The organism is Olleya sp. Ti.3.14, assembly GCF_038154885.1.
Classification (GTDB): domain Bacteria; phylum Bacteroidota; class Bacteroidia; order Flavobacteriales; family Flavobacteriaceae; genus Olleya.
In genome coordinates, this window is record NZ_JBAKAO010000011.1 from 18,250 (window position 1) to 32,397 (window position 14,148).

Genomic DNA, 14,148 nt, shown 5'->3' on the forward strand with positions numbered 1-14,148 from the left:
ACTAATAAGTTTTATAGAAAAACGCTTCGGTATTCCGAAGCGTTTTTTATTTTTATATAATGACAAGTTTTATACAAGATGTAATTGACGATTTAGTAACTAAGGAAGTAAACTTTAGCGAGCTTGTCTTTATATTACCCAGCAGAAGAGCAGGTGTTTTTTTAAGACGCACGTTAAGCTTAACTTTAAATCAGACTATTTTTGCTCCAAAGATTATTAGTATAGAATCCTTTGTAGAAGAATTATCAGGTTTAAAAACGACAACAAACACAGAGCTGCTTTTTGAGTTCTATAACGTATATATTATACTAACTCCAGAAAAGGAAAGAGAGTCGTTTGATACCTTTTCAAAATGGGCACAAATTATACTTCAAGATTTTAATGAGATTGATCGTTATCTAATTCCGCAGAAAAAAATATTTGACTACCTAAAAGCTATTAAAAACCTAGAACATTGGTCACTACAAGAAGATCAAACTAAACTGGTCAGTAGCTATTTAAAATTCTGGAATAAGTTAAACGATTATTATAACGCCTTTACTACATCTTTAATTTCTAAAAATAAAGGTTATCAAGGCTTGCTTTATAGAGAAGCCTTTAACAACAGTAATGCATACATATCAAGCACAGACAAACACCATGTATTTTTAGGGTTTAATGCCTTAAATGAAGCAGAAGAAAAAATAATACAACAACTACTACATAATAAATTAGCAACCATTTATTGGGACACTGACAAGCAATTTATGAATAACAAAATTCATGATGCTGGATTGTTTTTAAGACAACATAAAAACAAATGGAGCTATTTTAAGGATCATGATTTTAACTGGGTCAACGACCATTACTCAACTAAAAAAAACATTAATATTTTTGGTGTGCCTAAAAATATAGGTCAAGCAAAAGCCATAGGTACAATACTACAGGATTTAAGTAAAAATGATGCCAGTTTAAAAAATACAGCTGTAGTTTTAGGTGACGAAAACTTATTAATTCCCGTATTAAATTCTGTACCAGAATCCGTTTCGACGTTAAATATAACCATGGGATTTCCTTTAAAAACCATCCCATTAGCTTCTTTATTTGAACATATTTTCACTTTACATAAAAAGCATGCTAATCCATTTTATTACAAGGATGTTATAAGTATAATTTCTCATCAATATATACAACCATTATTTAAAAACGATAACGCTATTAATTTTATAGAGCTTATCAATAAAAACAATTTAGTCTATCTAACAGAAGCTCAAATATCAGCCTTAGCTCAAGACAATAAAGCGTTAGTGTCACTATTGTTTAGCAATTGGAATAACGACGCTAAAACAGCTCTAAACAACTGTTTTAAACTGATTAATATAATTAAAGAACATCTCACAGAAAATAAAGATAAAAATCAATTAGGATTAGAATATCTATACAGATTTAATATCTTATTTAATGAGATTTTACGACTAAATGAAAACTACAACCATATAAAAGATATAAAAGGTTTATATAGTATTTATAAAGAGTTACTAAGCTCTGAAACATTAGATTTTCAAGGAGAACCTTTACAGGGTTTACAAATCATGGGAATGTTAGAATCTAGAGTTTTAGATTTTGAAACTATAATTATATCTAATGTTAATGAAGGTATTTTACCTTCAGGAAAAACGAATAACTCCTTTATTCCTTTTGATGTCAAATTAGAAAACAAACTACCAACTTATAAAGAAAAAGACGCAGTATACACCTATCACTTTTATCACTTATTACAGCGTGCAAAAAATATTTATATATTATATAACACAGAAATTGATACGCTAATTGGAGGAGAAAAAAGTAGATTTATCAATCAATTAGAATTAGAAAGTACACATCAGGTCACTCATAAAATACTAACGCCAAAAGTACCTAACCATAATAAGCAACTAATAACAGTTAGTAAAACCGAAAGTGTTATTTCGCAATTAAAAAATATTGCTAACAGAGGATTTTCTCCTTCATCTTTAACCAGTTATGTTAGAAACCCAATTGATTTTTACTATCAAAAGTTACTAGGTATTTCTAACCTAGAAGAAGTAGAAGAAACCATTGCTGCCAATACACTAGGAACCGTTGTACACAATACACTTGAAAGTCTTTATACACCTTTTATTGGACAAACAATAACTGTTGACAACGTAAAATCTTTAATACCAAAAATAGATACTCTTATCACCTCGTTTTTTAAAGAAGAATACAAGGAAGGTGATATGACAAAAGGTAAAAACCTTATTGTTTTTGAAATTGCTAAACGCTATGTTTTAAATTTTTTAAACTTAGAGATTGAAGCTTTAAAAAAAGGAGATTCAATAAAAATTATTGCATTAGAAGCTAAGGTCGAAAACGTAAAAATAAATATAGACACCTTACCTTTTACAATACAATTAAGAGGTACAGTTGATAGAATAGACCAATGTAATGGTGTTGTTAGAATAATAGATTACAAAACAGGAAAAGTAGACCAAAGTAAAGTGTCAGTTATTAATTGGGACGACTTATTAACGGACTATAATAAGTATAGCAAATCTTTTCAAGTTTTAATGTATGTCTATATGCTTTTAAAGGATAAAAAAATAAATTTACCTGTAGAAGCAGGTATTATTTCGTTTAAAAATTTAAGCGCAGGTTTTATTCCATTCATAAAAAAAGAAAGCAGTCACGACAGGAATAAGGATACGTTAATCACTCAGGAAACTTTAAATGAATTTGAAATTCAGCTTAAAAATTTAATCATAGAAATCTTTAATACAGATCAAGATTTTATAGAAAAAGAGCTATAAATGAAGATAAAAAATCAAATATTAACACGTATTAATCAAAAACCAATTGTTTATGATACGTTTTATAATGATAACAAAAAGCAAAAACCTTTAGTGATTTTTTGTCATGGCTATAAGGGTTTTAAAGATTGGGGAACGTGGGATTTAGTAGCAAATAACTTTGCTAAACAAAATTTATTTTTTGTAAAATTCAACTTTTCGCATAATGGAGGAACTGTAAATCAACCTATAGATTTTCCGGATTTAGACGCTTTTGCTGATAACAACTACACTAAAGAATTACAAGATTTAGACGATATGCTAAATCATTTTACTTCAGATCATAGTATATACAAAAATAATATTGACACTGATAATATCACTTTAATTGGACATTCTAGAGGTGGTGGAATTTCAATAATTAAAGCAAGTGAAGACCACAGAATTACAAAGCTAATAACTTGGGCTAGTGTTTGTGCTTTTGGCAAACGCACCTCCACAACAGGAAATTTAGAACAATGGAAACAAGATGGTGTTAAATACGTTTTAAACAGTCGGACAAAACAAAATATGCCTCATAATTTTCAGTTTTACTTGGATTACATAAATAATAAAGACCGATTAGATATAGAAAATTGCTGTAAACGATTAACTATTCCTCATTTAATAATTCATGGTACTGAAGATCCTTCGGTAAGCTTTGAAGAAGCAAAATTGCTAAAACTTTGGAGCCCTAAAAACACCTTAATTGCACTACCAAAAACCAATCATGTATTTAATGCTAAACATCCTTGGACTAAAAATTATCTACCAGAATCATTAGAAGTTGTCACCAAAAAAAGCATAGCTTTTATAAATTAAGCAATTTTTAAATTAGTAGTATCATAAATACAACGCTCTATTTTTTTAAACAAAAGCTCTTTATTAATAGGTTTTGTCATGTAATCATTCATACCAATGTTTAAAACACGTTGTTTAGTTTCCTGCATAACATCTGCAGTTACTGCTATAATTGGTATTGATTGTATTTTGGGACCACAAATACCACTTCTAATATGTTGCGTAGCCTCGTAACCATCCATAATAGGCATTTGCAAATCCATCAAAATTAGGTCAAAACTAGCGTTTGTTAATAGTTTTAAAGCCTCTTCACCATTGTTAGCAATAACCATTGTAAACTTGTTATCAGTACTAAGTAGTTTTTTAATAACCATTTGGTTTAGCATATTATCCTCTACAACTAAAACATTTAAAGGAGCAGCATGACGTGTGCTTGGGTTTGCTTTTTGATCGCTAAGGGTCGCTATTTTGACGACTTTTAAAGGCAAATCTATATACACAACAGTGCCTTTATTTAACTGACTCTCTACCGTTATTTCTCCATCAAATAAATCTACTAAACGGTTGACTATAGTTAATCCTAACCCGATACCACCAAATTTTCTTTTGTGATTATTCCTCATTTGATTAAAACTATCAAAAATGTTTTTCTTGGTTTCTGGTGTCATACCAACGCCAGAATCTGAGACTTGAAGTGAAAACCGATTAACATCATTAGGTTGCGGAAAACATTTTAATTTAAAACCAATACTACCTTCTGCTGTAAACTTAACAGCGTTACTTAAAACATTATTTATAATTTGCACAAAACGCTCTAAATCACTTTCAATAAAATCTGGTATATCTGCATCTATTTCAAAATGATAATTTAAGCCTTTACGCTGTGCTTCAAGTTTCCAATTATTACTAATTTCAGTAACTGCATTAAAAGGATTAAATACCTCGTTGACTAATTTTAATTCATTTTTTTCAATCTTCTCAAAATCTAAAATATCGTTAACATTACTAAGTAAACTAAGTGATGCATTTTTAATAATTTCGTAATTTTTATTACTTTCAGAATTACCATTATTTTTCAATTCGGTTTGTGCAATACCCATAATTGCGTTAATAGGTGTTCTTAATTCATGACTCATATTGGACATGAAAAAAGTTTTTAATTGACTTATTTCCTGAGACCTATTTAACGCTAATTCTTGCGACTCTTCCTTATCTTCCCTTAACTTTTTAAGCAAGTTAGTCATAGATAAAGACAAGAAAATAACCTCCATTCCTGTTCCAAATTTAGAGCTATTTAAAGTAAAAAAATTATTAGGCAATAGACTTAAGTTATTCATTACAAAGCCTAATAAACCAATTATCAAAAAGAAAATTCCAATAGAAAAATAAAAATCGACACGTAGTTTTTTATAACGCATTGTAAAAATTGTAGCCAAGAGCAAAATAAGGCTTAGTAAGCCATTTAAATTAGATAATGGGTAAACAAACTCCATTGTTTTTGGTGAAATAAAAACCATGACAAATAAAACACCTAAAACGACATATATAATATTATATACAATCTTAAAACTGCCTAGATATTGCGAAACTTTTAAAAAATACTCACAATATTTTAATAGAAAAAAATTAGAAAACAATGCTGCTATTAAAACCGCTTTACTATTTAAATAGCCACCATTGGTTAGTAAAAATTCAAAAATAAAACCATCCAAAGCGCCTTGTAATAAAGCTATTGAAAACACATAACAGCCATAATACAAAAATGTTTTTTCTTTTAAACTAGTATAAAAAAACAAGTATATAATCCCTGCCAAAAATAAAAGACCATAAAATAAGCCCAAAAACAATTGTTGCTTATAATTCATGATCCAAAACTCAGACTCTGTAAACAGGTTAAGCGGTAAGTTGATTGTTTCTCCATCACTGCCAAACTCCATATAAACATCCTGAACAGTGTTAGGTAATAAAACTAGTTTAAATACAGTAGATCTGTGTGCCACTTGTCTGGTTTCAAAAGGAATTTGATCACCACTTTTAAACGTTTGTATACTGTCTTGTGTAACAATAAACATATTAGCTTTATCTGTTACAGGTCTTGCAGTTTCTAAATAATAGGTCGCTTTATCATTAGATGTATTTTCTAATTTAAATTTTACCCAATAATTTTGAGAAGTAAATCCTAAACTTTGATTATCAGAGCTTAAATCTTGGTATTCAAGATTTTTTTCTAAAAGTATATCTTGTATACTTAAATCTTTATTCCCAACCGATGCATACTGACTATATTCATATAAATCTCCAGAACTAGTGATTGGGTTGTAGGTTGTATTTTGTGCAAATACAGAAAAGTTTATAAAACAGATTAGCAGGTATAAGTGTTTCATTATTTGGTTAGTTTTATAAACTTACGCAATAAGGCAAAGTCAAGTTTTACCAAATAGTGACTTTACGACAAACAGCTATTATATTAGTTAAATCAAATGATTTTTCCGACAAAAGCACAAAACACGAATAACTTATTTTAGTCCGCTTAGCACTAAAACAGGAAATGTAGTCACATAAAAGTCCTTTTTAAGGATACTATTTTTTTCCCACATTTTAGTAAAAAATCCTCTTTTGCGACGCACAACACAAAGGATATCAGGATTAAACTCTTTATAATGCTCTAAGACACCTTGAAACGTAGTAGCGTTTTCAGATTCTTTTGTAGATGATAAATGTTCTTTTAAATCCTCTGCTATAACAAAATCACTTTGAGAGTGAAAAGGTGTTTTTACTAGCAGTAAATTTAACTTAGCATTAAAATGGTTTTTTAAACTTAATAAAGGATACAAAGCATCAACTTTGTTAATGACTGCAGATTTTAATGCAAATAATATTGAATTTATTGGTTTATAAACATAACCTTCAGGAACAATAAGTGCAGGAATATTAGTTTGCTTAATGATTTTACCAGAGGTTTTCCCTAAATAAACTTCATCTTTAATCGAGTTTGTTCTAGGCTCTAAAATAATTAAATCAATGTCTAACGATTTAGAAACTAACTCTAACGTGTCTACTAATTTTCCTTTAAAGGTTTTTACAATAACCTCAACATTTTTTTTATTAACCGAAGCAACGTGCTTATTTAAAAAATCTAAACTTTCTCTTTCTAAAATATGATCCACCTTAATCATCGTTCCTGATTTGGTATAAACATTATATACTTGAACAACATATAATTTTGCGCCAAAAGCTTCAGCAAAATCTACTGCGTATTGTAAATGACTTTGTGCGTTTTTTGATGACCCAACAGGAACTAAAATAGATTTCATATAAAGAGTGTTTAGAAATCAAAAATACAGATTTTTCTTTACAAAAACTTCGATAATCTTTTACGACCTTTACAAAATCATTTTGAATACAAATTTTGAATACCTCCATAAGCATAAGACATATAAATAAACTAGCCATTCCTGCACTTATAGCAGGTATATCAGAACCTATTTTGTCTTTAACAGATGCTGCTGTTGTTGGAAATGTACAGCTTAACCCAACTGAGTCCTTGGCTGCAATTGGTATAGTTACCACATTTTTATCTATGTTAATTTGGATATTAGGACAAACTAGAAGCGCTATTTCTTCTATAATATCACAACATGTTGGCGCTAATAAGTTAGACCAAGTTAAAGACTTACCTGCTCAAGCTATTTTATTAATTACCTCGTTAAGCTTAGTTATAATAGTAACAACATATCCATTTACATCGCAGATATTTAAACTTTATAATGCCTCAGGACTGATTTTGGATTATAGTATAGAGTATTATAAAATTAGAGTATTTGGTTTTCCGTTTACCTTATTTGTTATTGCAGTTTTTGGCACCTTTAGAGGATTACAAAACACTTACTATCCCATGGTAATTGCAATTATTGGAGCCTTTTTAAATGTGATTTTAGACTTTATGCTAGTGTATGGTATTGATGGATTTATACAACCTATGCATATAAAAGGTGCTGCGTATGCAAGTATAATAGCACAAATAATAATGGCAATCCTATCTGGCTATTTACTCTTAACCAAAACTAATATTCCGCTTCGGGTTAAATTCCCATTAAACAAACAAATCAGCAATTTTACTATCATGATATTAAACTTGTTTGTACGTACACTAGCCTTAAATATCACGTTATATTTTGCAACAAAATATGCCACAGGCTATGGCAAAAACTATATTGCAGCTTATACAATTGCAATTAATCTATGGTTTTTAGGAGCCTTTATAATAGACGGTTATGCCAGCGCAGGAAACATTTTGTCTGGCAAACTGTATGGTCAAAAAAACTATAAAGAGCTATTAGAATTAAGTAAAAAACTAATAAAATATGGGATTTATTTAGGTAGCCTAGTAGCACTAATTGGAGCTATATTTTACTATCCAATAGGTAAACTTTTTACCAAGGAACCCGAAGTTTTAAAAACCTTTTATAGTGTTTTTTGGATGGTACTAGCCATGCAACCCTTATGTGCTTTAGCCTTTATATTTGATGGTATGTTTAAAGGTTTAGGAAAAATGAAAGACCTACGTAACTTACTTTTACTATCCACTTTTTTTGTTTTTTTACCAGTCCTTTTTATTGCAGATTATTACAATTTAAAACTACATGGTATATTTATGGCCTTTACTTTGTGGATTATAGCGCGTGGTTTTCCGTTAATTATAAAATTTAGAAAACAATTTTTGCCTCTTGCACAAAACAACTAACTTTACAACATAATAAAATCGTATGTTATTAAGCTTACTACAAGTCAATATTGAAGACAAAATCAAAAATGCTCCAGATGACAATTATCAAATCGGTATTTTAATTGGATCGTATTTGCCACTTTTTATCTTAGTAGTACTAGCTTATTTGCTGTACAGATTTAATAAAAATCGTAACAAAGAGTCTTAAAATTATGAGCAATTTAATTTTTCCATTACTAGCATTATTTGTAATTATAGCTTATTTCTATAATAAAATGCGCAACAGAAGACGCTAATTAACGCGTTTTAAGCCAACCAGTAATGCTTAATCTTTTAGTATTTACTGGTTTAACTTCGTGCTCTAAAATTTGACTTTCAAATATTACCACACGACCAGGAAAAGGATATACCACTTTCTCTACCTCATTACCATTATCGTCTAAATACAATACCAATTCGCCACCATTTTCTGGTTGCCAATCTTCATGATTTAAGTAGCACACAAAAGACAACTTACGTCTATCATCATTTTTAAAGGTATCTAAATGACGTTTATAAAACGTTGACTTTGGATAAATCGCATAATGAAACTCCTTATGTAAAATTCCCAAAAAACACGTTTTATTTAAATAACCAACCAAATCATTAATCTTATTAAAAAACAAAGATTCCGCTGCATTAGCTCTAGCTTCCTCAATCCATAAAATCACGTCACCTCTAATAGATTTAACTATTACTTCATCAAATTTATTACCAATAGCAGCCTTTTTAAAAGCATCCTCCTCATACTTCTCAAGTATAGACCCTCTTAAAGCAACAACTTCTTCTTCAGAAAAAAAATTATCAATAATCGTAAATTTTTGCTTTGCAATATCCTCTATAATTTGCTCATACAATGGATTTTCAATAAAATCTAAAGCCTCAAAAATCTGATTCATAACCTGTTTTATATTTAAAAAAGTGCGCAAATGTAACCTAATAACCTTTCGCTTTTACAAATTCAATATCTTTGCGCAATAAAACTTAGGTTAATGAGCAATATTCGTATTACAAAACAATTTACTTTTGAGACTGGACACGCACTTTATGGTTATGACGGAAAGTGTAAAAACGTCCATGGACACAGTTACAAACTAGATGTAACAGTAATAGGTACACCAATTTCTGATAGCAACAATGTAAAATTTGGAATGGTAATAGACTTTACAGATCTAAAAAAAATAGTAAAAGAAGAAATTGTAGACGTTTTTGATCACGCCACAGTATTTAACAAAAACACACCACATGTCCAACTAGCCAAAGAGCTTCAAGACAGAGATCACAACGTGTTACTAGTAGATTATCAACCAACCAGCGAAATGATGGTCATCGATTTTGCACAAAAAATACAAGACCGACTACCAAACAACATCAAATTACACTCACTAAAACTTTCCGAAACCGCAACTAGCTACGCACAATGGTACGCCAGCGATAACCAATAAATAATTTGGGCGTTACCACAAGGGTCGCGCTTTCCACTATATCTTTTTTGCGCATAAGCGCGCACAAAAAAGGATACCGTATCAATCGCTAACGCACACACCTGCTAACGATAGGCATTATCAAGAAATAGTTATCTTTACCACATGCAAATTCCAAAAGGAAAAAAAATATATTTCGCCTCAGACAATCATTTAGGCGCACCAACAAAAGAGCTATCCTTACCTCGCGAAAAAAAGTTTGTCGCATGGTTAGACATGGTAAAAGAAGATGCAGCAGCTATTTTCTTATTAGGAGATATGTTTGATTTTTGGATGGAATATAAACGCGTAATACCAAAAGGATTTACCAGAACACTAGGTAAACTTGCTGAAATTAGTGACTCCGGAATCCCAATCTATTACTTTGTAGGTAACCATGATTTATGGATGGATGGCTATTTTGAAGAAGAATTAAACATTCCCATTTACCACAAACCAAAAGAATTTACCTTTAACAATAAAACCTTTTTTATAGGGCATGGAGACGGTTTAGGACCAGAAGATAAAGGCTATAAACGCATGAAAAAAGTGTTTACCAATCCTGTTGCTAAATGGTTATTCCAACGTTTATTACACCCAGATTTTGCTTTACGCTTAGGACAATACATGTCTGTTAAAAACAAAATGATCTCTGGTGACGATGATGCTAAATTTTTAGGAAACGATAAAGAATGGCTAGTGCAATACTGCAAACGCAAATTAGAAACAAAACATCGTGATTACTTTGTCTTTGGACACAGACATTTACCATTAAACATAGACTTAGGCAACAACTCTAAATACGTTAATCTAGGAGATTGGATACAGTACTTCACCTATGGTGTTTTTGATGGCGAAAACATGGAGTTAAAGGACTATAAATAAAATGACTTACACCTACTCTATTTGTCATCCGGATAAACCTAAAATAGAATATCCAAAAAACAGTTTAAGCGATACCGAAGTCATTAAAATGATAACTAACTATCCATGGTTAGAGATTTTAACACAAATGAAATCTTTAAAACAAAACCAAATTTACTATAGTCCATCTTTAGACTTCAAATCTACAACTTCAAAACAAAGCTTATGCATTACAGCAAGCCTAGAAAACGATGTTCCCGAATTTTCTCTTTGGTACAATAGACCCATAAAATACCGTCCATTATTTGGGCTTTTATCCGAAAAAACCAAAGTCGAAGTCATTGATAAATGGGGTTTTTCTCTAGAAGATGCTTTAAAAAGCTACCAATTATTTTTAAATAAAAACTATAGTATTTTAGAGCAATTAATGGCAAAAAAGTAAATTAATCCTCATTTTCATGGTCTTCAATATCCTTAGTTAAATCTAAGTTTCTTAAGGTTTTATTTTTTGCACCAATAGCAACAACTGTCAAAAGTGTCATAACACCTCCAAAAATTACAGCTCTAGCAGCTCCACCTAAGTACTTGGCAGCAATACCACTTTCAAAAGCACCAAGCTCATTAGACGATCCCACAAACATACTATTTACAGAGGCTACACGACCACGCATGTGATCAGGTGTTTTTAATTGTAAAATGGTTTGACGTATTACCATGGATACACCATCCGTCACACCAGAAAAAAACAAGGCTGCAACACTAACCCAAAACAGTTTGGACATTCCAAAAATAATAATACAAATTCCAAAACCAAAAATAGAAATTAACAACTTTTTACCTGCATTTTTATTTACTGGCAAATAGGTTGTAATAAACATGGTTAATATACTACCAATGGATACAGACGCATTAAGTATACCAAAACCATTAGGTCCAACATGTAATATATCCTGTGCAAACACAGACAATAAAGCAACTGCACCACCAAATAAAACTGCAATCATATCTAAAGATAATGCGCCTAAAATAGCTTTATTATTAAACACAAATTTAAGTCCAACTTTTAGGCTGTCTTTTACAGACTCGCCAATCTTAGGATTTAAAATAGGCTTCTTCTCTATCTGGAATGTAATTACAAAAGCCAATGCCACTAAGACAAATACAATACACAATGTACTAGCCACACCAATCCAACCAATAAAAAAACCACCAAATAAGGCTCCTAAAACGGTTGCTGCTTTCCAAGTACTACTACTCCAAGTCGCTGCATTCGGATAAATCTTTTTAGGCACCAATAAAGCTATTAATGAAAAAATAGTCGGTCCAAAAAACGAACGTAAAAAGCCACCAAAAAAGACCAAAGCGTAAATGCAATATAAAATACTACTGGTTTCCCAGTTGGCAACAATTTTGTCCCAAGTCAATAAAAACAAGCCCAAACTAATTAACGAAAATGCTGCGATGCAAAGTGCTAACAAATTCCGTTTTTCTTTTTGATCAACAATATGTCCAGCAAATAAAGCCATAGAAAATGCTGGAATAATTTCCATCAGTCCAATTAATCCCAAATACAAAGGATCTTTTGTTAATGTATAGACTTCCCATTCAATTACAATAAATTGCATCGACCAGCCAAAAACTAAAGCAAATCTTAATAATAAAAAGATGTTAAATTCTCTTATTCTCAGTGCTGCGTATGGATCATTTTTAGCCATATTACTCTTTTAAATCTCTTAATTTTAATTGCAAAGACACATTACCTTGCCAATGATTTTCATCCACAGAATAGACCGCTTTAAAACGTTTTTTATCTTTTATAAGATTTAATTTATCGCCTAAATTAAAACCAATACACACAAATTTTTCTCTGCCAGATTGGGTCACTGTACATCTAATATGCTTATCATCCTCTCCAACACATTTTCCATAACCCGTATCTTTCAAATCTTCAGTCATAAAAATAGGCGTCATATTTCCGGGTCCAAAAGGTGCAAACTGTTTAATAATACGCCAAAATTTATCATCAATAGCACTTAACCCTAAAGTCGTATCAATTTTAATTTCTGGTGTTAGTAAATTTTTATCTATGGTTTTAGAAACCTCATCTTCAAATGCTTGTTTAAAAGCTTCGTAGTTTTCTTCTCTAAGCGTTAAACCTGCAGCATACATATGACCTCCAAACTGTTCGATATGCTCACTACAAGCCTCTAAGGCATTATAGACATCAAATCCAGAAACTGATCTAGCAGATGCTGCTAATTTGTCTCCACTTTTAGTAAACACCAATGTTGGTCTGTAATACGTCTCAATTAATCTTGAAGCTACAATACCAATAACTCCTTTGTGCCAATCTTCTTGATACACGACAGAGGTTAGTCTTTGTTCTTCTTTGTTTTCTATGATTTGTGCTAACGCTTCAACTGTAATTGTTTTATCCGTTTCTCGTCGGTCAGAGTTAAAAGCTTCAATTTCTTCAGCATACGTCACTGCAGTAGCAAAATCGACTTCCGTTAATAAGTCAACCGCATATTGCCCATGCTTCATGCGTCCTGCAGCATTAATACGTGGCGCGATAGTAAACACAACATCTGTAATAGTTAACGTGTCTTTTTTAAGCTGATTGATAATCGCTTTAAATCCTGCTCTCGACTTTTGATTTACCACTTTTAAACCATGGTAAGCTAAAACCCTATTTTCCCCAGTAATGGGAACAATATCTGCGCCAATTGCAGTCGCTACTAAATCTAAATACGGAAGTAAATCGTTGATAGTTTGACCATCTTTTTCGGCTAAAGCCTGAATTAATTTAAACCCAACACCACAACCACACAACTCTTTATAAGGATAATTACAATCTGCTTGTTTTGGGTCTAAAACAGCTACCGCATCTGGTACAGTAGGACCTGGTCTGTGGTGATCACAAATTATAAAATCTATATTTTTTTGTTTCGCGTATGCAACTTTATCTACAGCTTTTACACCACAATCTAGTGCTATTATAAGACCAAAATCATTGTCTTCCGCAAAGTCAATACCTTGATAAGACACACCATAACCTTCGTCATATCTGTCTGGAATATAAGTCGCAACTAAAGGTGTTTTTGTTTTTAAATACGATGACATCAATGCAACGGAAGTTGTGCCATCTACATCATAATCGCCATATACCAATATATTTTCATCATTAGCAATAGCGTGCTGTATTCTAACCACAGCTTTATCCATATCCTTCATTAAATACGGATCATGCAAATGGTCTAAGCTAGGTCTAAAAAAAGATTTAGCATCCTCAAAATTTTCAATGCCACGCTGTACTAAAAGCGATGCAATGGGTACATCAATTTGCAAACTATCCGCTAAAGACTTAACGGTTTCAGGATTTGGTTTTGGTTTTAAGGTCCAGCGCATGTAATGGATTTAGAATATAAAT

At 31.2% G+C, this 14,148-nt stretch carries 12 protein-coding genes; 7 read left to right on the plus strand and 5 right to left on the minus strand.

The features are described 5' to 3' along the window. Window positions 1-59 precede the first annotated feature (59 nt). Window positions 60-2,807: a PD-(D/E)XK nuclease family protein gene (locus tag V6251_RS13380; RefSeq protein WP_341588646.1), complete on the plus strand. Its 2,748-nt coding sequence runs from the start codon at window positions 60-62 to the stop codon at window positions 2,805-2,807. Beyond that, window positions 2,808-3,647, plus strand: coding sequence for an alpha/beta hydrolase family protein (locus V6251_RS13385; RefSeq protein ID WP_341588648.1), 840 nt, complete (start codon window positions 2,808-2,810; stop codon window positions 3,645-3,647). On the opposite strand, the gene V6251_RS13390 is transcribed toward V6251_RS13385, so the two are convergent. After that, entirely contained in the window at window positions 3,644-6,010 is a 2,367-nt protein-coding gene (locus V6251_RS13390) for a hybrid sensor histidine kinase/response regulator (RefSeq protein WP_341588650.1), read from the minus strand. The genes V6251_RS13385 and V6251_RS13390 overlap by 4 nt on opposite strands. 132 nt (window positions 6,011-6,142) lie before the next feature. Beyond that, window positions 6,143-6,940, minus strand: a complete 798-nt coding sequence (locus tag V6251_RS13395) for a universal stress protein (protein ID WP_145005313.1) — start codon at window positions 6,938-6,940, stop codon at window positions 6,143-6,145. A gap of 95 nt (window positions 6,941-7,035) precedes the next feature. On the opposite strand from V6251_RS13395, the gene V6251_RS13400 reads away from it, so the two are divergent. Both V6251_RS13400 and V6251_RS13405 read left to right on the plus strand, forming a co-directional pair. After that, on the plus strand, window positions 7,036-8,370 hold the full coding sequence (locus V6251_RS13400; RefSeq protein WP_341588651.1) for an MATE family efflux transporter: 1,335 nt from the start codon (window positions 7,036-7,038) through the stop codon (window positions 8,368-8,370). A gap of 22 nt (window positions 8,371-8,392) precedes the next feature. After that, a complete protein-coding gene (locus V6251_RS13405) occupies window positions 8,393-8,560 on the plus strand; it encodes a hypothetical protein (RefSeq protein WP_341588653.1) in 168 nt (55 codons plus the stop codon). Window positions 8,561-8,648: 88 nt separating this feature from the next. On the opposite strand, the gene V6251_RS13410 is transcribed toward V6251_RS13405, so the two are convergent. Further along, a complete protein-coding gene (locus tag V6251_RS13410) occupies window positions 8,649-9,290 on the minus strand; it encodes a 2OG-Fe(II) oxygenase (RefSeq protein WP_341588654.1) in 642 nt (213 codons plus the stop codon). 93 nt (window positions 9,291-9,383) lie between these two features. On the opposite strand from V6251_RS13410, the gene V6251_RS13415 reads away from it, so the two are divergent. The 3 genes from V6251_RS13415 to V6251_RS13425 all read left to right on the plus strand — a co-directional run bounded on the left by V6251_RS13415 (window position 9,384) and on the right by V6251_RS13425 (window position 11,160). Further along, window positions 9,384-9,836: a 6-pyruvoyl trahydropterin synthase family protein gene (locus V6251_RS13415; RefSeq protein ID WP_145005302.1), complete on the plus strand. Its 453-nt coding sequence runs from the start codon at window positions 9,384-9,386 to the stop codon at window positions 9,834-9,836. A 144-nt stretch (window positions 9,837-9,980) separates the two neighbouring features. Then, window positions 9,981-10,739 carry a UDP-2,3-diacylglucosamine diphosphatase gene (locus V6251_RS13420; protein ID WP_341588656.1) on the plus strand — a complete coding sequence of 253 codons (759 nt, stop codon included), beginning with the start codon at window positions 9,981-9,983 and terminating at the stop codon, window positions 10,737-10,739. Between the two features lies 1 nt (window position 10,740). Continuing rightward, window positions 10,741-11,160: a hypothetical protein gene (locus tag V6251_RS13425; RefSeq protein ID WP_341588657.1), complete on the plus strand. Its 420-nt coding sequence runs from the start codon at window positions 10,741-10,743 to the stop codon at window positions 11,158-11,160. Window position 11,161: 1 nt separating this feature from the next. Here V6251_RS13425 and V6251_RS13430 read toward each other — a convergent pair whose 3' ends face one another. Beyond that, window positions 11,162-12,433: an MFS transporter gene (locus tag V6251_RS13430; protein WP_341588658.1), complete on the minus strand. Its 1,272-nt coding sequence runs from the start codon at window positions 12,431-12,433 to the stop codon at window positions 11,162-11,164. A gap of 1 nt (window position 12,434) precedes the next feature. After that, window positions 12,435-14,126, minus strand: coding sequence for a single-stranded-DNA-specific exonuclease RecJ (gene recJ, locus V6251_RS13435; RefSeq protein ID WP_341588660.1), 1,692 nt, complete (start codon window positions 14,124-14,126; stop codon window positions 12,435-12,437). Between the last annotated feature and the right edge of the window lie 22 nt (window positions 14,127-14,148).

Excerpts from the sequence above, each read along its gene's own strand:
- V6251_RS13390 (WP_341588650.1), bottom strand. The coding sequence starts at position 6,010 with ATGAAACACTTATACCTGCTAATCTGTTTTATAAACTTTTCTGTATTT.
- V6251_RS13425 (WP_341588657.1), top strand. The coding sequence starts at position 10,741 with ATGACTTACACCTACTCTATTTGTCATCCGGATAAACCTAAAATAGAA.
- V6251_RS13430 (WP_341588658.1), bottom strand. The coding sequence starts at position 12,433 with ATGGCTAAAAATGATCCATACGCAGCACTGAGAATAAGAGAATTTAAC.
- V6251_RS13395 (WP_145005313.1), bottom strand. The coding sequence starts at position 6,940 with ATGAAATCTATTTTAGTTCCTGTTGGGTCATCAAAAAACGCACAAAGT.
- V6251_RS13405 (WP_341588653.1), top strand. The coding sequence starts at position 8,393 with ATGTTATTAAGCTTACTACAAGTCAATATTGAAGACAAAATCAAAAAT.
- recJ (WP_341588660.1), bottom strand. The coding sequence starts at position 14,126 with ATGCGCTGGACCTTAAAACCAAAACCAAATCCTGAAACCGTTAAGTCT.
- V6251_RS13410 (WP_341588654.1), bottom strand. The coding sequence starts at position 9,290 with ATGAATCAGATTTTTGAGGCTTTAGATTTTATTGAAAATCCATTGTAT.
- V6251_RS13415 (WP_145005302.1), top strand. The coding sequence starts at position 9,384 with ATGAGCAATATTCGTATTACAAAACAATTTACTTTTGAGACTGGACAC.
- V6251_RS13420 (WP_341588656.1), top strand. The coding sequence starts at position 9,981 with ATGCAAATTCCAAAAGGAAAAAAAATATATTTCGCCTCAGACAATCAT.
- V6251_RS13380 (WP_341588646.1), top strand. The coding sequence starts at position 60 with ATGACAAGTTTTATACAAGATGTAATTGACGATTTAGTAACTAAGGAA.
- V6251_RS13385 (WP_341588648.1), top strand. The coding sequence starts at position 2,808 with ATGAAGATAAAAAATCAAATATTAACACGTATTAATCAAAAACCAATT.